The sequence below is a fragment of the Janibacter zhaoxuefangae genome (genome assembly GCF_050271985.1).
Classification (GTDB): domain Bacteria; phylum Actinomycetota; class Actinomycetes; order Actinomycetales; family Dermatophilaceae.
Genome location: NZ_CP189849.1, coordinates 535,605 through 553,749 on the forward strand (window position 1 = coordinate 535,605; position 18,145 = coordinate 553,749).

Below are 18,145 nucleotides of genomic sequence, written 5' to 3' on the forward strand. Positions count from 1 at the left end.
GAGACAACAGACGTGGCACTCGACGTCCTGACGGACCTGACCAAGGTCCGCAACATCGGCATCATGGCGCACATCGACGCCGGCAAGACGACGACGACGGAGCGCATCCTCTTCTACACCGGCGTCAACCACAAGATCGGCGAGACCCACGACGGCGCCTCGACGACCGACTGGATGGAGCAGGAGAAGGAGCGCGGCATCACGATCACGTCTGCCGCCGTGACCTCTTTCTGGAACAACAACCAGATCAACATCATCGACACCCCCGGTCACGTGGACTTCACGGTCGAGGTCGAGCGCTCGCTGCGCGTCCTCGACGGCGCGGTCGCCGTCTTCGACGGCAAGGAGGGCGTCGAGCCCCAGTCCGAGACCGTGTGGCGCCAGGCCGACAAGTACGACGTCCCCCGCATCGCGTTCGTCAACAAGATGGACAAGCTGGGCGCGGACTTCTACTTCACCGTGCAGACCATCAAGGACCGCCTCGGAGCCGAGCCGCTGGTCATCCAGCTGCCGATCGGCGCGGAGAACGACTTCGTCGGCGTCATCGACCTCGTCGAGATGCGCGCGCTGGTGTGGCCGGGTGACGCCAAGGGTGACGTGACCATGGGCGCCAAGTACGAGGTCCAGGAGATCCCCGAGGACCTCAAGGCCAAGGCCGAGGAGTACCGCCACCACCTCATCGAGCGCGTCGCCGAGTCCGACGACGCCCTCATGGAGAAGTACCTCGGTGGCGAGGAGCTCACCGTCGCGGAGATCAAGGCCGGCATCCGCCAGCTCACCGTGACCTCGGAGCTCTACCCGATCCTCTGTGGCTCCGCCTTCAAGAACCGCGGCGTCCAGCCCATGCTCGACGCGGTCGTCGACTACCTCCCGTCCCCGCTGGACGTGCCCCCGATGGTGGGTCACAAGGCTGGCGACGAGACCGTCGAGATGACCCGCAAGCCGAGCCGTGACGAGCCGTTCTCGGCCCTGGCCTTCAAGGTCGCGGCGCACCCGTTCTTCGGCACGCTCACCTTCATCCGCGTCTACTCCGGGCGCATCGCCGCTGGCTCGCCGGTCGTCAACACGACCAAGGGCAAGAAGGAGCGCGTCGGCAAGCTCTTCCAGATGCACGCCAACAAGGAGAACCCGGTCGAGGAGGCCCTCGCGGGTCACATCTACGCCGCGATCGGCCTCAAGGACACGACCACCGGCGACACGCTGAGCGACCCCGACCAGCAGATCGTCCTCGAGTCCATGTCCTTCCCCGACCCGGTCATCCAGGTCGCCATCGAGCCGAAGACGAAGGGTGACCAGGAGAAGCTCTCCACGGCCATCCAGAAGCTCTCGGCCGAGGACCCGACCTTCCAGGTCCACCTCGACGAGGACACCGGCCAGACGATCATCGCCGGTATGGGCGAGCTCCACCTGGACATCCTCGTGGACCGCATGAAGCGCGAGTTCAAGGTCGAGGCGAACGTCGGCAAGCCGCAGGTCGCCTACCGCGAGACGATCCGTCGCACCGTGGAGAAGTTCGACTACACCCACAAGAAGCAGACGGGTGGCTCCGGCCAGTTCGCGAAGATCCAGATCAAGCTCGAGCCCCTGGACACCACGGAGTCCGGCGAGCTCTACGAGTTCGACAACAAGGTCACCGGTGGTCGCGTCCCGCGCGAGTACATCCCGTCGGTCGACGCCGGTATCCAGGACGCCATGCAGTACGGCGTGCTCGCGGGCTACCCGCTCGTGGGCATCAAGGCCACGCTGCTCGACGGCGCCTACCACGACGTCGACTCCTCGGAGATGGCGTTCAAGATCGCCGGCTCGATGGCGCTCAAGGAGGCCGTCCGCAAGGCCGACCCCGTGATCCTCGAGCCGATGATGGCCGTCGAGGTGCGTACGCCCGAGGAGTACATGGGCGACGTCATCGGCGACGTGAACGCGCGTCGTGGCCAGATCCAGTCCATGGAGGACGTCAGCGGTGCGAAGGTCGTTCGCGGCCTCGTCCCCCTGTCGGAGATGTTCGGTTACGTCGGCGACCTTCGGTCGAAGACCCAGGGCCGTGCCAACTACTCCATGGAGTTTGACTCCTACGCCGAGGTCCCCAAGGCTGTCGCGGAGGAGATCATCAAGAAGACCCGTGGTGAGTGAGCGGTAGAGTCCGCACACCCCCCACACGCACAACCCCAGTTCCACGCCACGTCCTGCCTGGTCGTTCGGCGTTACACAAGAGAGAGTCCTGAGGAGGACATCAAGTGGCGAAGGCAAAGTTCGAGCGGACCAAGCCGCACGTCAACATCGGCACCATTGGTCACATCGACCACGGTAAGACGACGCTGACGGCTGCTATCTCCAAGGTCCTGCACGACAAGTACCCGGACCTGAACCCCCAGTTCGCGTTCGATGACATCGACAAGGCTCCGGAAGAGAAGCAGCGCGGTATCACGATCTCGATCGCGCACATCGAGTACCAGACGGAGAAGCGTCACTACGCTCACGTCGACTGCCCCGGTCACGCTGACTACGTGAAGAACATGATCACGGGTGCGGCGCAGATGGACGGCGCGATCCTCGTGGTCGCGGCGACCGACGGCCCCATGCCGCAGACGAAGGAGCACGTCCTCCTGGCCCGCCAGGTCGGCGTTCCCTACATCGTCGTGGCGCTCAACAAGACCGACATGGTCGACGACGAGGAGATCCTCGAGCTCGTCGAGATGGAGGTTCGTGAGCTCCTCTCGTCCTACGAGTTCCCGGGCGACGACCTGCCGGTCGTGAAGGTCTCGGCGCTCAAGGCGCTCGAGGGCGACGCGAAGTGGGGCGAGTCCATCGTCGAGCTCATGGACGCGGTCGACGAGTCGATCCCCGAGCCGGAGCGCGACGTCGACAAGCCCTTCCTCATGCCCGTCGAGGACGTCTTCACGATCACCGGTCGTGGCACCGTCGTCACCGGCCGCATCGAGCGAGGCATCCTCAACGTCAACGAGGAGATCGAGATCGTCGGTATCAAGGAGACGTCCACCAAGACGACCGTCACCGGCATCGAGATGTTCCGCAAGCTCCTCGACGAGGGTCGCGCGGGCGAGAACGTGGGTCTGCTCCTCCGTGGCACCAAGCGCGAGGACGTCGAGCGCGGTCAGGTCATCGTGAAGCCGGGTTCCATCACCCCGCACACGAACTTCGAGGGCAACGTCTACATCCTCTCGAAGGACGAGGGCGGCCGTCACACGCCGTTCTACGACAACTACCGCCCCCAGTTCTACTTCCGTACGACGGATGTGACCGGTGTCGTGCACCTTCCCGAGGGTGTCGAGATGGTCATGCCGGGTGACAACACCGAGATGTCGGTCGAGCTCATCCAGCCCATCGCCATGGAAGAGGGCCTGAAGTTCGCCATCCGTGAGGGTGGCCGCACGGTCGGCGCCGGTCGCGTCACGAAGATCACCAAGTGACCTTCGCCTGACCCGCTGACACAGCACACAGGGCCCCGCAGCCACACGGCTGCGGGGCCCTGTGCCGTTCCCGCAGAGGGTGCGACGCGCCACCGGAAGGGGATTGCCGGCGACCGCCAGGGGGCGGTGCTAGGGCCGATTTGGTTCCTGGGCCAAACCTCTGGCACACTGTCACGGTTGCTTGAAAGAGCAGCACGTTGCGCGCGTCCCCCGATGCGCCGGCGGCTGCGCTCCCTGGTGAGAACGAATCGAACCGCGTGGAAGGTCACGCGGGGCGACACACCGGAGCCTCAAGTTCCGGCTCGGCCGGAGCAACGATCAATCCGAGGAATGCCTCTTGGCATGTCCTCGGGCCGCGGAGCGGGTGCGACACGCCCGACCGCGGGGGTCGGAGCTCAGACCGAACCACCACAGACCAGAAGCAAGAAGACGGCGAGAGAGAGACGTAACGGAGATGGCGGGACAGAAGATCCGCATCCGACTGAAGTCGTATGACCACGAGGTCATCGACAACTCGGCGCGCAAGATTGTCGACACGGTGACCCGTGCCGGTGCAACGGTTGTTGGCCCTGTGCCGCTGCCCACGGAGAAGAATGTCTTCGTGGTCATCCGTTCGCCCCACAAGTACAAGGACAGCCGCGAGCACTTCGAGATGCGCACCCACAAGCGCCTCATCGACATCATCGACCCGACGCCGAAGGCCGTCGACTCGCTGATGCGTCTCGACCTGCCGGCGGACGTCAACATCGAGATCAAGCTCTGAGGCAGGAGACATGACTACTACTGCTGCCAAGTCGGTCAAGGGTGTCCTCGGCCAGAAGCTCGGTATGACCCAGGTCTGGGACGAGGAGAACCGCCTCGTGCCGGTCACCGTCATCCAGGCTGGTCCCTGCGTCGTGACGCAGGTCCGCAACGCGGACGCCGACGGCTACGACGCGGTCCAGATCGCCTACGGTGCGATCGACCCGCGCAAGGTCAACAAGCCCATGACCGGTCACTTCGAGAAGGCCGGCGTCACGCCGCGCCGTCACCTCGTCGAGCTCCGCACCGCTGACGCGGCCGAGTACTCCCTGGGTCAGGAGGTGACCGTCGAGTCGTTCGAGTCCGGACAGACCATCGACGTCACCGGCACGACCAAGGGCAAGGGCTTCGCCGGTGTCATGAAGCGTCACGGCTTCCACGGTGTCAGCTCTTCGCACGGTGCCCACAAGAACCACCGCAAGCCGGGATCCATCGGCGGTTGCGCCACCCCCGGTCGCGTGTTCAAGGGCATGCGTATGGCGGGCCGCATGGGCGGCGTGCGCCAGACCACCCAGAACCTGACCATCCACGCCGTGGACGCCGAGAAGGGTCTGCTGCTCGTCAAGGGTGCCATCCCCGGCCCCCGCGGCGGCACGGTCCTGGTGCGCACGGCTGCCAAGGGAGCCTGACCATGCCGACCATTGACATCATCAGCCCCGCGGGTGCGAAGGCCGGCACGGTCGAGCTCCCCGCGGAGATCTTCGACGTGCAGACCAACGTTCCGTTGATCCACCAGGTCGTCGTCGCTCAGCTTGCTGCGGCGCGCCAGGGTACGCACTCGACCAAGACCCGCGGCGAGGTCCGCGGCGGTGGGCGCAAGCCTTACCGCCAGAAGGGCACCGGTCGCGCCCGCCAGGGTTCGACGCGCGCCCCGCAGTTCGCCGGTGGTGGCGTCGTCCACGGCCCGCAGCCGCGTGACTACTCGCAGCGCACGCCCAAGAAGATGAAGGCCGCTGCCCTGCGCGGCGCCCTCTCCGACCGGGCGCGCCACGGTCGCATCCACGTGCTGTCGGCTCTCGTCGACGGCGACACGATCTCGACCAAGGCCGTCGCCAGCGTCCTGGGTGGACTGACCGAGCGCAAGAATCTGCTCGTCGTCCTCCAGCGCAACGACGACGTCGCGATCAAGTCGGTGCGCAACCTGGCCGACGTCCACGTCCTGTGGGTCGACCAGCTCAACACCTACGACGTCCTGTGCGCCGACGACGTGGTCTTCACCGAGGGTGCGCTCAACACGTTCCTCGCCGGCCCGTCCTCCATCCCGACCGCTCCGGTCGAGGTCGTCACGGACGCTCCGGCCGCCCAGAGCACCGACGAGGAGGGCTCCAAGTGAGCACTACCGCCAAGGACCCGCGCGACATCCTGCTCGCGCCGGTCGTGTCCGAGAAGTCCTACAGCCTGCTCGACGAGGGGAAGTACACCTTCCTCGTCGACCCGCGGGCCAACAAGACCGAGATCAAGATCGCCGTTGAGTCGATCTTCAAGGTCAAGGTTGACTCCGTCCACACCCTGAACCGTGTCGGCAAGTCCCGTCGCACGAAGTTCGGTGTGGGCAAGCGCAAGGACACCAAGCGCGCGATCGTCACCCTCCGCGAGGGCTCGATCGACATCTTCGGTAGCCAGGCCTGACCGGGGATTGAGAAGAGGAATCTGAAGCATGGGTATCCGTAAGTACAAGCCGACCACACCGGGTCGTCGCGGCAGTTCTGTCGCCGACTTCGTCGAGGTCACGCGCTCGACCCCCGAGAAGTCGTTGGTCAAGCCGCTCACCAAGTCCGGTGGCCGCAACTCCAACGGCCGTATCACCACGCGCCACATCGGTGGTGGCCACAAGCGCGCCTACCGCGTGATCGACTTCCGTCGTCACGACAAGGACGGCGTGCCGGCGAAGGTCGCTCACATCGAGTACGACCCGAACCGCACCGCCCGCATCGCGCTTCTGCACTACGCCGATGGCGAGAAGCGCTACATCCTGGCGCCGAACAAGCTCAAGCAGGGCGACCCGATCGAGAACGGCCCCGCGGCCGACATCAAGCCGGGCAACTCGCTCCCGCTGCGCAACATCCCCGTGGGTACGGTCATCCACGCCGTCGAGCTCCGCCCCGGTGGCGGCGCGAAGATCGCCCGGTCCGCCGGCGTTCGCGTCCAGCTCGTCGCCAAGGAGGGCCCCTACGCCCAGCTGCGTCTGCCCTCGGGTGAGATCCGCAACGTCGACGTCCGCTGCCGCGCCACGATCGGCGAGGTCGGCAACGCCGAGCAGTCCAACATCAACTGGGGCAAGGCCGGCCGTATGCGCTGGAAGGGCAAGCGCCCGACCGTCCGCGGTGTCGCGATGAACCCGGTCGACCACCCGCACGGTGGTGGTGAGGGTAAGACCTCTGGTGGTCGTCACCCTGTGTCGCCGTGGGGTCAGGCCGAGGGCCGCACCCGTCGCCCCGGCAAGGCCAGCGACAAGTTGATCGTCCGCCGTCGCCGCACCGGCAAGAAGCGCTGAGAAGGAGCCTGAGCAATGCCTCGTAGCCTGAAGAAGGGCCCCTTCATCGACGACCACCTCCAGAAGAAGGTGGACGTCCAGAACGAAGCGGGTACCAAGACCGTCATCAAGACCTGGTCGCGCCGTTCGGTCATCAGCCCGGACATGCTCGGCCACACGTTCGCCGTGCACGACGGCCGCAAGCACGTCCCGGTGTTCGTCACCGAGTCGATGGTTGGCCACAAGCTCGGTGAGTTCGCACCGACCCGCACGTTCAAGGGTCACGTGAAGGACGACAAGAAGGGGCGTCGTCGCTGATGACCGCCACCGACACCACTGAGAAGGACATCGTGATGGAAGCCAAGGCGCAGGCGCGCTTCCTTCGTGTGACGCCGCAGAAGGCCCGTCGCGTCGTGGACACCGTCCGCGGCAAGAAGGCCACCGACGCCGTCGCCGTGCTCCGGTTCGCCCCCCAGGGTGCGGCCGAGCCGGTGCGCAAGCTCGTCGAGAGCGCGATCGCCAACGCCCGGGTCAAGGCCGACAAGGCCTCCGAGCCGTTCAACGAGGGCGACCTCGTCATCACGGCGGCCTTCGTCGACGAAGGCCCCACCATGAAGCGTTTCCGTCCGCGTGCCCAGGGCCGCGCCGGTCGCATCAACAAGCGCACGAGCCACATCACCATCGTCGTGGCTCCGAAGGCCGCGAAGGGAGGAACCCGCTGATGGGTCAGAAGATCAACCCGCACGGTTTCCGTCTGGGCATCACCACGGACCACAAGAGCCGCTGGTTCGCCGACTCCACGAAGGAGGGGCAGCGTTACCGCGACTACGTCAAGGAGGACGTTGCCATCCGCAAGCTCATGTCCACGGGCATGGAGCGAGCCGGCATCTCCAAGGTCGAGATCGAGCGCACCCGTGACCGTGTCCGCGTGGACATCCACACGGCGCGTCCCGGCATCGTCATCGGTCGTCGCGGCGCCGAGGCGGACCGCATCCGCGGCGAGCTCGAGAAGCTCACCGGCAAGCAGGTCCAGCTGAACATCCTCGAGGTCAAGAACCCCGAGATCGACTCCCAGCTGGTCGCCCAGGGGATCGCCGAGCAGCTCGCTGCCCGTGTGACCTTCCGTCGCGCCATGCGCAAGGGGATCCAGTCCTCGCTGCGCGCCGGCGCCAAGGGCATCCGCATCCAGTGCTCCGGTCGTCTCGGCGGCGCCGAGATGTCCCGCTCGGAGTTCTACCGCGAGGGTCGCGTGCCGCTGCACACCCTTCGCGCGAACATCGACTACGGCTTCTACGAGGCCCGCACCACCTTCGGCCGCATCGGCGTGAAGGTCTGGATCTACAAGGGCGACATGACGGAGAAGGAGTTCGCCGCTCAGCAGGCGACCGCCTCCCGTCCCGGCCGCGGCCCGCGCCGCGACCGTGACGACCGTCCGGCCCGTGCCCGTCGCACCGACCGTGGCAACGGCCCGGCCGGCGCGCCCGCGAACGACGCTCCTGCTGCGGAGGCTCCGGCCGCCGCCGCGGCGAGCACTGAGGGAGAGCAGTCCTGATGTTGATTCCTCGTCGAGTCAAGCACCGCAAGCAGCACCACCCCGGCCGTTCCGGGATGGCCAAGGGCGGCACCACGATCGCCTTCGGTGACTACGGCATGCAGGCCCTGGAGCCGGCATACGTGACGAACCGGCAGATCGAGGCCGCGCGTATTGCGATGACCCGTTACATGAAGCGTGGCGGCAAGGTGTGGATCAACATCTACCCCGACCGTCCGCTGACCAAGAAGCCCGCCGAGACCCGCATGGGTTCCGGTAAGGGTTCCCCCGAGTGGTGGGTGGCGAACGTCAAGCCCGGCCGCGTCATGTTCGAGATCTCTGGCGTCTCCGAGGACGTTGCGCGTGAAGCGCTTCGCCTGGCGATGCACAAGCTGCCGATGAAGTGCCGCTTCATTGCGCGTGAAGGTGGTGACATCTGATGGCAGTCGGATCCAAGGACCTGACCTCCAAGGAGATCCGTGGTCTCGACGACGAGCGTCTCGTCGACGAGCTGCGCAAGGCGAAGGAGGAGCTGTTCAACCTCCGCTTCCAGTCCGCCACCGGACAGCTCGAGAACAACGGCCGTCTGCGCGCCGTCCGCAAGGACATCGCCCGGATCTACACCGAGATGCGTGAGCGCGAGCTCGGCATCGGCACGGAGGCCTGAGCATGAGCGACAACACCAAGGAAGAGACTGTGGAGACCCACGACCGCAACTACCGCAAGACCCGCCAGGGTTACGTGGTCAGCGACAAGATGGACAAGACCGTCGTCGTCGAGGTCGAGGACCGCGTCAAGCACGCGCTCTACGGCAAGGTCATGCGCAAGAGCCACAAGGTCAAGGCGCACGACGAGCAGAACAGCGCTGGCATCGGCGACCGCGTCCTCATCATGGAGACGCGTCCCCTCTCGGCCACGAAGCGCTGGCGCCTCGTCGAGATCCTCGAGAAGGCCAAGTAAGCCTCTCCGGCCCCCGCCTCCCGGGGCCCCGCAAGGGTCCCGGGCGGCACACAGACCACAGTAGTTCGGCCAGGCTCGTGCCACGGCGCGAGAACCAGCACGACGACAGGAGTTAGACAGTGATCCAGCAGGAGTCGCGACTGCGTGTCGCCGACAACACCGGTGCCAAGGAGATCCTTTGCATCCGCGTGCTCGGCGGCTCGGGTCGTCGGTATGCCGGTATCGGCGACACGATCGTCGCCACCGTCAAGGACGCCATCCCCGGCGGCAACGTCAAGAAGGGCGATGTCGTCAAGGCGGTCATCGTCCGGACGAAGAAGGAGCGTCGACGCGTCGACGGTTCCTACATCAAGTTCGACGAGAACGCGGCCGTCATCCTCAAGACGGATGGTGACCCGCGTGGCACGCGCATCTTCGGCCCGGTGGGCCGCGAGCTGCGCGACAAGAAGTTCATGAAGATCATCTCGCTGGCACCGGAGGTGCTCTGATCATGGCTCGCATGAAGATCAAGAAGGGTGACCTGGTCCAGGTCCTCACGGGCAAGGACAAGTCCAAGCAGGGCAAGGTCATCTCCGTCAACACGGAGACGCAGCGCGTCGTCGTGGAGGGCATCAACCGCGTCACCCGCCACACCAAGGCCGGCGTCGGCGGCCAGGCCGGTGGCCTGGTCGTGCAGGAGGCCCCGATCCACGTGAGCAACGTGGCCGTGGTCGACCCGACCGACAACAAGCCGACCCGCATCAAGACGCGCGTCGAGCAGGTCGAGCGCGACGGTCGCAGCAAGAACAGCCGCGTCCGCGTTGCGGCTCGCTCGGGTAAGGACCTCTGAGATGACTGACACCGCCACCAAGCCCCGCCTCCAGCAGCGCTACCTGGACGAGATCAAGGGCAACCTGCAGAGCGAGTTCAACTTCGCGAACGTCATGCAGGTCCCCGGCGTCGTCAAGGTCGTCGTCAACATGGGTGTCGGCGACGCGGCCAAGGACAGCAAGCTGATCGAGGGCGCCATCCGCGACCTCACGGCCATCACCGGCCAGAAGCCCGCCGTCACCAAGGCCCGCAAGTCCATCGCACAGTTCAAGCTGCGCGAGGGCATGCCGATCGGTTGCCACACCACCCTCCGGGGTGACCGCATGTGGGAGTTCCTCGACCGTCTCGTGACGATCGCCCTCCCGCGCATCCGTGACTTCCGCGGCCTGTCCCCGAAGCAGTTCGACGGTCGTGGCAACTACACGTTCGGTCTCAACGAGCAGTCGATGTTCCACGAGATCGACCAGGACAAGACCGACCGCGTGCGTGGCATGGACATCACCGTCGTGACCACGGCCACCACCGACGACGAGGGTCGCGCCCTGCTCAAGCAGCTCGGCTTCCCCTTCAAGGAGAACTGACATGGCCAAGACCGCCCTGATCAACAAGGCCAACAAGAAGCCGAAGTTCAAGGTCCGCGCCTACACCCGCTGCCAGCGTTGCGGCCGACCGCACTCGGTCTACCGCAAGTTCGGCCTGTGCCGCATCTGCCTTCGCGAGATGGCACACCGCGGTGAGCTCCCGGGCATCACCAAGTCCAGCTGGTAAGAGCCTCGGCTTTTTGCACGACCGCGGACGCCGCCGGCGCCCCGCACACTCCACGAACCGTTCTACATCGAAGGTCGCTCCGGTCACCGGAGTGAAACCGCGGTGAGAGAGGGCAGGCAAGCCCATGACCATGACCGACCCGATTGCGGACATGCTGACCCGCGTCCGGAACGCCAACTCGGCGCACCACGACGAGGTCTCCATGCCGTTCTCCAAGCTCAAGTCCCACATCGCCGAGATTCTCCAGGCCGAGGGCTACATCGCCTCCTGGAGCGTCGAGGACGCCGAGGTCGGCAAGACGCTGACCATCGAGCTCAAGTACGGCCCGAACCGTGAGCGTTCCATCGCCGGTGTTCGCCGTGTCTCCAAGCCCGGTCTGCGCGTCTACGCGAAGTCCACGAGCCTCCCCAAGGTGCTCGGTGGCCTTGGTGTCGCGATCATTTCCACGTCGTCCGGTCTGCTGACCGACAAGCAGGCGGCCAACAAGGGTGTGGGTGGGGAAGTCCTCGCCTACGTCTGGTAAGGGGAAACAGAGATGTCGCGCATTGGACGTCTTCCGGTTGGCATCCCCTCGGGTGTCGACATCGCCATCGAGGGCCAGACCGTCAAGGTCAAGGGCCCCAAGGGCGAGCTGAGCCACGTCGTGGCGACGCCGATCACGGTCGAGAAGGGCGAGGACGGCATCGTCGTCTCGCGTCCCGACGACCACCGTGACTCGCGCGCGCTGCACGGCCTGACGCGCTCGCTCATCAACAACATGGTCCTCGGGGTCACCGAGGGCTACGTCAAGAAGCTCGAGATCCACGGCACGGGTTACCGCGTGGCCAACAAGGGCGGGAACCTCGAGTTCGCGCTCGGCTACAGCCACTCGATCACCGTCGAGCCCCCGCAGGGGATCTCCTTCGCGGTCGAGAACCCCACGCGGTTCTCGGTCCAGGGTATTGACAAGCAGCTCGTCGGCGAGGTCGCCGCAAACATCCGCAAGCTGCGCAAGCCTGACCCGTACAAGGGCAAGGGTGTGCGGTACGAGGGTGAACAGATCCGTCGCAAGGTCGGAAAGGCTGGTAAGTAAGCCATGGCAATGATTGTCAAGCGCGCCAAGGGCAAGAGCGCCGCTCGCGGTCGTCGCCACCTGCGCGTCCGCAAGCGGGTCAACGGCACCGCGGCTCGTCCGCGTCTGGTCGTCTCCCGTTCGTCCCGCCACGTCTTCGTCCAGGTCGTCGACGACACCCTCGGCAAGACCGTGGCCTCTGCCTCCACCATGGAGGTCGACGTCCGCTCCTTCGAGGGTGACAAGACGGCCAAGGCGAAGAAGGTCGGCGAGCTCGTCGCCCAGCGCGCCAAGGACGCCGGTGTCGAGGCCGTCGTGTTCGACCGTGGCGGCAACCGCTACCACGGTCGCGTCGCGGCCATCGCCGAGGGCGCCCGCGAAGGTGGGCTGTCCCTGTGACCAACCTGACCGCAGTTGAAATGAGGAACATCTGATGCCCGGACCCCAGCGTCGAGGCACTGGTGCCGCTGGCGGCGACTCCGCGCGCGGTGACCGCAGCAACAACAACGACCGCCGCGGCGGCCGTGACAACGCCCGTGGTGGTGACCGACAGGAGTCTCAGTACATCGAGCGCGTCGTGACCATCAACCGCGTGTCGAAGGTCGTCAAGGGTGGTCGTCGCTTCAGCTTCACCGCCCTCGTGGTCGTCGGCGACGGTGACGGCACCGTGGGTGTCGGCTACGGCAAGGCCAAGGAGGTGCCCGCGGCGATCGCCAAGGGTGTCGAGGAGGCCAAGAAGTCCTTCTTCAAGGTCCCGCGCATCCAGGGCACCATCGTCCACCCCGTCCAGGGTGAGGCGGCGGCCGGCGTCGTCATGCTCCGTCCGGCGTCGCCGGGTACCGGTGTCATCGCCGGTGGTCCCGTCCGCGCCGTGCTCGAGTGCGCCGGTATCCACGACGTCCTGTCCAAGTCGCTCGGCTCCGACAACGCGATCAACATCGTCCATGCGACGGTCCAGGCCCTTCGGGAGCTGGAGCGTCCCGAGGAGGTTGCCGCGCGTCGCGGTCTGCCCGTGGACCAGGTGGCTCCGGCCGCCATGCTCCGCGCGCAGGCTCAGGGCATCGCCGACAAGCAGAAGGCAGGTGCGTGATGGCCCGTCTCAAGGTGACCCAGACCCGTTCCGAGATCGGCGGCAAGCAGAACCAGCGTGACACGCTGCGCAGCCTCGGTCTGAAGCGCATTGGCGACGTCGTCGTCAAGGAGGACCGTCCCGAGATCCGCGGGATGGTCAAGACGGTCACGCACCTCGTGTCCGTCGAGGAGGTTGACTGACATGGCTGACGAGGCCAAGAACACCGGCGAGGCCGCCGAGCGCGGTCACGCCCTCAAGGTGCACCACCTGCGTCCCGCCCCGGGAGCCAAGACCGCCAAGACCCGTGTGGGTCGCGGTGAGGGCTCGAAGGGCAAGACGGCCGGTCGTGGCACCAAGGGCACGAAGGCGCGCTACCAGGTGCCTGCGGGCTTCGAGGGTGGCCAGACGCCGCTCCACATGCGGATGCCCAAGCTCCGCGGCTTCAAGAACCCCTTCAAGACCGAGTACCAGGTCGTGAACCTCGACAAGATCGGCGCGCTCTTCCCGCAGGGTGGGGACGTCACGGTCGAGGACCTGGTCGCCAAGGGCGCCGTTCGCGGTGGCCACCTGGTCAAGGTCCTGGGCACGGGCGAGATCACCGTTAAGGTCAACGTGACCGTCGACGCGTTCTCCGCCAGCGCCAAGGAGAAGATCGAGGCCGCTGGCGGCTCGATCGCCTCCGCCTGATCCACGTCACGGCGCCCCAGGGCGATTCCCGCAAGGGAAGCCCCTGGGGCGCCGTCGTCGTTCGCCACCACGACCCGGGGACGGACTCGGCCGATCGGCGGGGTATCTTTCTCAGGATCGTGTCCACACGCACTGCGGCTCACCCGTGCCGCAACTTTCTGGAGGACCAGTGCTCTCAGCTTTCGGCCGCGCGTTCCGGACGCCGGACCTGCGGAACAAGCTGCTGTTCACGCTGGGGATCATTGCGCTGTTCCGACTGGGCAGCCACATCCCCACGCCCGGCATCAGTTACACGGCGGTGCAGAAGTGCATCGAGGCCGCCCCGACGGGGACGAGCTTCCTGGGCCTGGCCAACCTCTTCAGTGGCGGTGCGCTCCTCCAACTCTCGATCTTCGCGCTCGGGATCATGCCGTACATCACGGCGAGCATCATCGTGCAGCTCCTCACCGTGGTCATCCCGCGGTTCGAGGCCCTCAAGAAGGAGGGCTCGCAGGGGCAGGCCAAGATGACGCAGTACACGCGCTACCTCACCATCGCGCTGGCCGTGCTGCAGTCCTCGACGCTGATCACCTTCGCGCAGAACCCGCAGAACCTCTTCGGTCCGGGCTGCACGGACATCATGACCAACCACGGCCTCCCGACGATCATCATCATGGTCCTGACCATGACGGCCGGCACCGGCCTCGTCATGTGGCTCGGTGAGCTCGTCACGGACAAGGGCGTCGGCAACGGGATGTCGCTGCTGATCTTCACGTCCATCGCGTCCTCCTTCCCGGGCTCCCTCTGGGCGATCCAGCAGAAGGACGGACGGTGGGACATCTTCCTGCTCGTCATCCTGATCGGTCTGATGACCATCGCCGTGGTCGTCTTCATCGAGCAGTCGCAGCGACGCATCCCGGTGCAGTACGCCAAGCGCATGGTTGGCCGGCAGATGTACGGCGGCACGTCGACGTACATCCCGATCAAGGTCAACATGGCCAACGTGATCCCGGTCATCTTCGCGGCCTCGATGCTGGCGCTGCCGCAGATGATGTCCCAGTTCAGTCGTGACCCGCTGGGCAACAACCCGGCCTGGGTGGACTGGATCGACGCACACCTGACCCAGGGCAACAGCCCCGTCTACATGGCCGTCTACACCGCCATGATCCTCTTCTTCACCTTCTTCTACGTGTCCATCACGTTCGACCCCAACGAGGTCGCGGACAACATGAAGAAGTACGGAGGCTTCATCCCAGGAATTCGCGCCGGGCGACCCACGGCCGAGTACCTGAGGTACGTCATCACCCGCGTCACTGTCGTCGGGGCGATCTACCTCGCGATCATCTCGCTCATTCCGCTCATCGCGCTGGTCCTCGTGGGGGCCGACCAGAACTTCCCCTTCGGCGGCACGTCGATCCTCATCGTCGTGGGTGTCGGTCTGGAGACGGTGAAGCAGATCGAGTCCCAGCTCCAGCAACGACACTACGAAGGGTTCCTCCGCTGATGCGTCTCATCATCTTCGGCCCCCCCGGGGCCGGTAAGGGCACTCAGGCCAGCCGGATCGCCGAGCGATACTCCATCCCGGCGATCTCCACCGGTGACATCTTCCGCGCCAACATCAAGAACGAGACGCCTCTGGGACTCCAGGTCAAGGAGATCACGGCGTCCGGCGGCTACGTGTCCGACGAGATCACCAACGAGATCGTCGCGAACCGCCTCCGTGAGGACGACGCGCTCCAGGGCTTCCTGCTGGACGGGTACCCGCGTACCGAGGCCCAGGTGGCCGCGCTCGACGAGATGCTCGGCGAGACGCCGATCGACGGCGTGCTGATGCTCACCGTCGACGAGGAGGAGCTCGTCTCCCGCCTCACCAAGCGTGCCGAGACCGAGGGCCGGGCGGACGACACCGAAGAGGTCATCCGTGAGCGCCAGGCGATCTACCGCCGCGAGACCGAGCCGCTGGCGGAGTTCTTCCGTGGCCGCGGCCGGCTCGTCGAGGTCGACGGCATGGGTGACGTCGACGACGTCACCGCGCGCATCTTCCTCGCGCTCGACGGCCTCCAGGGCTGATGGGCCTCTTCGGCCGCGAACGGCTCGAGCTCAAGTCGGACGAGCAGCTGCTCCGCATGCGCGTGGCGGGCCTGCTCGTCGGACAGACCCTCGAGCTGCTCGCGGCCGAGGTCCGTCCCGGGATGACCACCCTGGACCTGGACACCCTCGCGGAGGCACACATCCGCGACAACGGCGGCATCCCCAACTTCCAGCTCGTCCCCGGCTACTCGCACACGCTCTGCACGAGCGTCAACGACGAGATCGTCCACGGCATCCCGTCGGCGACCAAGGTGCTGCGCGAAGGGGACCTGCTCTCCATCGACTGCGGCGCCGAGGTGGCCGGTTGGAACGGTGACGCCGCGCTCAGCCTCGTCGTCGGTGGGCCCGAGGCGGGGCGCCCGGAGGACCTGGCGTTGATCGCCGCCACCGAGGCCAGCGCGTGGGCCGGCATCGCCGCGCTGCGCGACGGGCGTGGGCTCTATGACGTGGGCGCCGCCGTCGAGGACAGCATCGTCGCGTCGGGGGAGCGGGACGGCCGCGAGTACGGCATCGTCGAGGACTATGTCGGCCACGGCATCGGGCGGGAGATGCACATGGACCCGCAGGTGCCCAACTACCGCGTCCAGGGCAAGGGCCCGACCGTCCGCCCGGGCGCGACGGTCTGCATCGAACCGATGGTCACCCTCGGCGATCAGGCCAACCATGTGCTGGCCGACGACTGGACCGTCTCCACGGACGACGGGGCCCGGGCGGCGCACTGGGAGCACTCCGTGGCCGTGACGCGTGGGGGCCTGTGGGTGCTGACCGCCGTCGACGGGGGAGCGGCGGGACTCGCCGCCGCCGGCGCGACCTTCGCCCCTCTCTCCTGAGCGATTTCGCCCGCAGGTGTCCCATCCCTTAGGATGGGTCGTCGGTCTCGTGTGCCTCGGCATGCGCGACCGGTTCCGGTTGCCTCCATTCAGGAGCCAGCCACAACGGATTGAGAGGGTATGGCCAAGAAGGACGGTGTCATCGAGGTCGAGGGCACGATCGTTGAGGCGCTCCCGAACGCAATGTTCCGGGTTGAGCTCACCAACGGTCACAAGGTTCTCGCCCACATTTCGGGCAAGATGCGTCAGCACTACATCCGGATCCTCCCCGAGGACCGGGTCGTGGTTGAACTGAGCCCGTACGACCTGACCCGCGGCCGCATCGTCTTCCGCTACCGCTGATCCGTGCTCCCGGCTTGCCGGGAGGACAGTCCGCCTTGCGTCATGCCGGGTGGATGCAGCACAGCAGGACCCGTCACCCGATCCTGGGACGGCGGGACGGATCTGACAGACAGCAGAGGCAATGAAGGTTCAGCCGAGCGTCAAGAAGATCTGCGACAAGTGCAAGGTGATCCGCCGCAACGGTCGGGTCATGGTGATCTGCGAGAACCCGCGCCACAAGCAGCGCCAGGGCTGATCGCAGGCCACCGGGCGACCGACTCGTCGGCCGCCATGCACGGCTCGTAGACCTTCGAGCACAACGCACGACAACACGAATACGCAGTACCCGGCCCCCGTCAGAACGGCGGGACGTCACCCTCGGCCCGGAGGCCGAGGACCGGGTCCCACGCACCATGGCGTGCGGATCACCCCGGATCGGTACTGCACCAGACCTCCGGTTGAAAGAAAAGGAACCCAGACAAGATGGCACGTCTTGTTGGAGTGGACCTCCCGCGTGACAAGCGCGTGGAGATCGCACTGACCTACATCTTCGGTGTGGGCCGGACGACGTCGAAGGCTGCTCTCGCGGCCACCGGCATCGAGCCGAGCACGCGCGTGAAGGACCTGGGGGACGACCAGCTCGTCGCCCTCCGTGACTACCTCGAGGCCAACCACAAGATGGAGGGTGACCTCCGTCGCGAGGTCCAGGCCGACATCCGCCGCAAGGTCGAGATCGGCTCCTACGAGGGCATCCGTCACCGTCGCGGTCTGCCCGTGCGCGGTCAGCGCACCCAGACCAACGCTCGTACCCGCAAGGGCCCGAAGCGCACCGTGGCCGGCAAGAAGAAGGCCGGCAAGTAGTCATCGCCGCGGACCGGTCCCCTTCGTGGGTGACCACCGCCGTGTGACCGCACGCCTCACGTCGAAGAACTAGTAGGAGAAACATGCCTCCCAAGACCAGGACCGGCGCCAAGGTGCGCCGCAAGGTCAAGAAGAACGTTGCTGTGGGTCAGGCCCACATCAAGAGCACGTTCAACAACACGATCATCAGCATCACGGACCCCACCGGCGCCGTCATCTCCTGGGCCTCTGCTGGCCAGGTCGGCTTCAAGGGTTCCCGCAAGTCCACCCCGTACGCCGCTCAGATGGCCGCCGAGGCCGCCGCACGTCGCGCCATGGAGCACGGCATGCGCAAGGTCGACGTCTTCGTCAAGGGCCCGGGTTCCGGTCGTGAGACCGCCATCCGTTCCCTGACCGCTGCCGGCCTCGAGGTCGGTGCGATCCAGGACGTCACGCCCTCGCCGCACAACGGTGTCCGCCCGCCCAAGCGCCGTCGCGTCTGA

29 protein-coding genes and 1 pseudogene are annotated in these 18,145 nt (G+C 66.3%); all 30 read left to right on the forward strand.

Going from position 1 to position 18,145, the window contains the following annotated elements; genetic code table 11:
* Positions 1-12: 12 nt before the first annotated feature.
* The 30 genes and pseudogenes from fusA to rpsK all read left to right on the forward strand — a co-directional run bounded on the left by fusA (position 13) and on the right by rpsK (position 18,145).
* Complete coding sequence (gene fusA, locus ACQBAS_RS02570; protein WP_427384811.1) at positions 13-2,130, forward strand: elongation factor G; 2,118 nt, start codon at positions 13-15, stop codon at positions 2,128-2,130.
* 104 nt (positions 2,131-2,234) lie between these two features.
* Entirely contained in the window at positions 2,235-3,428 is a 1,194-nt protein-coding gene (gene tuf, locus ACQBAS_RS02575; RefSeq protein WP_427384812.1) for an elongation factor Tu, read from the forward strand.
* Between the two features lie 454 nt (positions 3,429-3,882).
* On the forward strand, positions 3,883-4,191 hold the full coding sequence (gene rpsJ / locus ACQBAS_RS02580; protein ID WP_009775966.1) for a 30S ribosomal protein S10: 309 nt from the start codon (positions 3,883-3,885) through the stop codon (positions 4,189-4,191).
* A gap of 10 nt (positions 4,192-4,201) precedes the next feature.
* A complete protein-coding gene (rplC, locus tag ACQBAS_RS02585) occupies positions 4,202-4,858 on the forward strand; it encodes a 50S ribosomal protein L3 (RefSeq protein ID WP_427384813.1) in 657 nt (218 codons plus the stop codon).
* Positions 4,859-4,860: 2 nt separating this feature from the next.
* Positions 4,861-5,562: a 50S ribosomal protein L4 gene (gene rplD, locus ACQBAS_RS02590; RefSeq protein WP_427384814.1), complete on the forward strand. Its 702-nt coding sequence runs from the start codon at positions 4,861-4,863 to the stop codon at positions 5,560-5,562.
* Complete coding sequence (rplW, locus tag ACQBAS_RS02595; RefSeq protein ID WP_427384815.1) at positions 5,559-5,858, forward strand: 50S ribosomal protein L23; 300 nt, start codon at positions 5,559-5,561, stop codon at positions 5,856-5,858. The genes rplD and rplW overlap by 4 nt, the downstream gene beginning before the upstream one ends.
* A gap of 28 nt (positions 5,859-5,886) precedes the next feature.
* Positions 5,887-6,723, forward strand: a complete 837-nt coding sequence (gene rplB / locus ACQBAS_RS02600; protein ID WP_427384816.1) for a 50S ribosomal protein L2 — start codon at positions 5,887-5,889, stop codon at positions 6,721-6,723.
* 15 nt (positions 6,724-6,738) lie between these two features.
* A complete protein-coding gene (rpsS, locus tag ACQBAS_RS02605) occupies positions 6,739-7,020 on the forward strand; it encodes a 30S ribosomal protein S19 (RefSeq protein WP_427384817.1) in 282 nt (93 codons plus the stop codon).
* 35 nt (positions 7,021-7,055) lie between these two features.
* Positions 7,056-7,424 (forward strand): 50S ribosomal protein L22, encoded by a 369-nt coding sequence (gene rplV, locus ACQBAS_RS02610; RefSeq protein ID WP_427385565.1) that lies wholly within the window; start codon positions 7,056-7,058, stop codon positions 7,422-7,424.
* Complete coding sequence (gene rpsC, locus ACQBAS_RS02615) at positions 7,424-8,254, forward strand: 30S ribosomal protein S3 (RefSeq protein ID WP_427384818.1); 831 nt, start codon at positions 7,424-7,426, stop codon at positions 8,252-8,254. The genes rplV and rpsC overlap by 1 nt, the downstream gene beginning before the upstream one ends.
* The gene (gene rplP / locus ACQBAS_RS02620) at positions 8,254-8,673 is read left to right on the forward strand and encodes a 50S ribosomal protein L16 (protein WP_427384819.1); all 420 of its coding nucleotides are present in this window, start codon (positions 8,254-8,256) and stop codon (positions 8,671-8,673) included. The genes rpsC and rplP overlap by 1 nt, the downstream gene beginning before the upstream one ends.
* A pseudogene (gene rpmC / locus ACQBAS_RS02625) lies at positions 8,673-8,894 on the forward strand (50S ribosomal protein L29); the annotation flags it as partial. The gene rplP and the pseudogene rpmC, both read left to right, overlap by 1 nt.
* A gap of 8 nt (positions 8,895-8,902) precedes the next feature.
* Positions 8,903-9,193: a 30S ribosomal protein S17 gene (gene rpsQ / locus ACQBAS_RS02630; RefSeq protein WP_427384820.1), complete on the forward strand. Its 291-nt coding sequence runs from the start codon at positions 8,903-8,905 to the stop codon at positions 9,191-9,193.
* Between the two features lie 119 nt (positions 9,194-9,312).
* Entirely contained in the window at positions 9,313-9,681 is a 369-nt protein-coding gene (gene rplN, locus ACQBAS_RS02635) for a 50S ribosomal protein L14 (protein ID WP_427384821.1), read from the forward strand.
* A gap of 2 nt (positions 9,682-9,683) precedes the next feature.
* Positions 9,684-10,022, forward strand: a complete 339-nt coding sequence (rplX, locus tag ACQBAS_RS02640) for a 50S ribosomal protein L24 (RefSeq protein ID WP_427384822.1) — start codon at positions 9,684-9,686, stop codon at positions 10,020-10,022.
* A 1-nt stretch (position 10,023) separates the two neighbouring features.
* Positions 10,024-10,584, forward strand: coding sequence for a 50S ribosomal protein L5 (rplE, locus tag ACQBAS_RS02645; RefSeq protein ID WP_427384823.1), 561 nt, complete (start codon positions 10,024-10,026; stop codon positions 10,582-10,584).
* Between the two features lies 1 nt (position 10,585).
* Entirely contained in the window at positions 10,586-10,771 is a 186-nt protein-coding gene (locus tag ACQBAS_RS02650; protein WP_427384824.1) for a type Z 30S ribosomal protein S14, read from the forward strand.
* Between the two features lie 124 nt (positions 10,772-10,895).
* Entirely contained in the window at positions 10,896-11,294 is a 399-nt protein-coding gene (gene rpsH, locus ACQBAS_RS02655; protein ID WP_427384825.1) for a 30S ribosomal protein S8, read from the forward strand.
* Between the two features lie 12 nt (positions 11,295-11,306).
* A complete protein-coding gene (gene rplF / locus ACQBAS_RS02660; protein WP_427384826.1) occupies positions 11,307-11,843 on the forward strand; it encodes a 50S ribosomal protein L6 in 537 nt (178 codons plus the stop codon).
* 3 nt (positions 11,844-11,846) lie between these two features.
* Positions 11,847-12,221 (forward strand): 50S ribosomal protein L18, encoded by a 375-nt coding sequence (gene rplR / locus ACQBAS_RS02665; protein ID WP_427384827.1) that lies wholly within the window; start codon positions 11,847-11,849, stop codon positions 12,219-12,221.
* 34 nt (positions 12,222-12,255) lie between these two features.
* Complete coding sequence (gene rpsE, locus ACQBAS_RS02670) at positions 12,256-12,912, forward strand: 30S ribosomal protein S5 (protein ID WP_427384828.1); 657 nt, start codon at positions 12,256-12,258, stop codon at positions 12,910-12,912.
* Positions 12,912-13,094, forward strand: a complete 183-nt coding sequence (rpmD, locus tag ACQBAS_RS02675; RefSeq protein WP_020143226.1) for a 50S ribosomal protein L30 — start codon at positions 12,912-12,914, stop codon at positions 13,092-13,094. Before rpsE ends, rpmD begins: the two co-directional genes overlap by 1 nt.
* Before the next feature lies 1 nt (position 13,095).
* Entirely contained in the window at positions 13,096-13,581 is a 486-nt protein-coding gene (gene rplO, locus ACQBAS_RS02680; RefSeq protein WP_427384829.1) for a 50S ribosomal protein L15, read from the forward strand.
* Between the two features lie 169 nt (positions 13,582-13,750).
* Entirely contained in the window at positions 13,751-15,064 is a 1,314-nt protein-coding gene (gene secY, locus ACQBAS_RS02685; RefSeq protein WP_427384830.1) for a preprotein translocase subunit SecY, read from the forward strand.
* Positions 15,064-15,630 (forward strand): adenylate kinase, encoded by a 567-nt coding sequence (locus tag ACQBAS_RS02690; RefSeq protein WP_427384831.1) that lies wholly within the window; start codon positions 15,064-15,066, stop codon positions 15,628-15,630. Before secY ends, ACQBAS_RS02690 begins: the two co-directional genes overlap by 1 nt.
* Positions 15,630-16,481, forward strand: coding sequence for a type I methionyl aminopeptidase (gene map, locus ACQBAS_RS02695; RefSeq protein ID WP_427384832.1), 852 nt, complete (start codon positions 15,630-15,632; stop codon positions 16,479-16,481). Before ACQBAS_RS02690 ends, map begins: the two co-directional genes overlap by 1 nt.
* A 120-nt stretch (positions 16,482-16,601) precedes the next feature.
* Positions 16,602-16,823: a translation initiation factor IF-1 gene (infA, locus tag ACQBAS_RS02700; protein ID WP_048549119.1), complete on the forward strand. Its 222-nt coding sequence runs from the start codon at positions 16,602-16,604 to the stop codon at positions 16,821-16,823.
* A gap of 121 nt (positions 16,824-16,944) precedes the next feature.
* On the forward strand, positions 16,945-17,058 hold the full coding sequence (gene rpmJ / locus ACQBAS_RS02705; RefSeq protein ID WP_009775928.1) for a 50S ribosomal protein L36: 114 nt from the start codon (positions 16,945-16,947) through the stop codon (positions 17,056-17,058).
* A 227-nt stretch (positions 17,059-17,285) separates the two neighbouring features.
* Complete coding sequence (gene rpsM / locus ACQBAS_RS02710) at positions 17,286-17,663, forward strand: 30S ribosomal protein S13 (RefSeq protein WP_427384833.1); 378 nt, start codon at positions 17,286-17,288, stop codon at positions 17,661-17,663.
* 83 nt (positions 17,664-17,746) lie between these two features.
* A complete protein-coding gene (gene rpsK, locus ACQBAS_RS02715; RefSeq protein WP_427384834.1) occupies positions 17,747-18,145 on the forward strand; it encodes a 30S ribosomal protein S11 in 399 nt (132 codons plus the stop codon).